Source organism: Mesorhizobium sp. M1E.F.Ca.ET.063.01.1.1, assembly GCF_003998155.1.
Taxonomy (GTDB): Bacteria; Pseudomonadota; Alphaproteobacteria; order Rhizobiales; family Rhizobiaceae; genus Mesorhizobium.
In genome coordinates, this window is sequence record NZ_RZSC01001453.1 from 1 (window position 1) to 623 (window position 623).

Sequence of the window (623 nt, forward strand, 5' to 3'; positions counted from 1 at the left end):
GCTCAACCGCTCGATCGAGGACAATATCCGCGTCGGCCGCGCCGATGCGAGCAATGACGAAGTGCACGCCGCGGCCAATGCGGCCGCCGCGCAGGACTTCATCCTGTCGAAGAGCTGCGGTTACGACACCGTCGTCGGCGAGCGCGGCGGCCAGCTCTCTGGCGGCGAGCGCCAGCGCATCGCCATTGCCCGCGCCGTCCTGAAGGATGCGCCGATCCTGGTGCTCGACGAGGCGACCAGCGCGCTCGACGTCGAGACCGAGGACCGCGTCAAGGAAGCGATCGACGAGCTGCGCCGCGATCGCACCACCTTCATCATTGCCCACCGCCTCACCACCGTCCGCGACGCCGACTTGGTCGTCTTCATGGACAAGGGCAAGGTGGTCGAATATGGCGGCTTCACCGAGCTGTCGCTGCGCAACGGCCGCTTCGCAGCCCTGCTGCGCGCCGGCGGCCTGCTCAACGACGAGGAGGTCCGCCGCCTCAGCCGTCCGGTCAACGAAGCGGCGTAAGCTCAAGGCGATCTCTTCTCCCCTTGTGGGAGAAGGTGTCGCGGGAACGCCAACGCCTCACTCCGCTGGAACACCCCTCATCCGTCTCGGCGCTGCGCGCCGATCCACCTTC

General features: G+C 67.7%; 1 protein-coding gene. It reads left to right on the forward strand.

Annotated elements, in window-relative coordinates:
- Positions 1-511 (forward strand): ATP-binding cassette domain-containing protein (locus EOA29_RS39180; protein ID WP_127222553.1); only part of this gene is annotated, 511 nt, incomplete at its 5' end.
- Between the last annotated feature and the right edge of the window lie 112 nt (positions 512-623).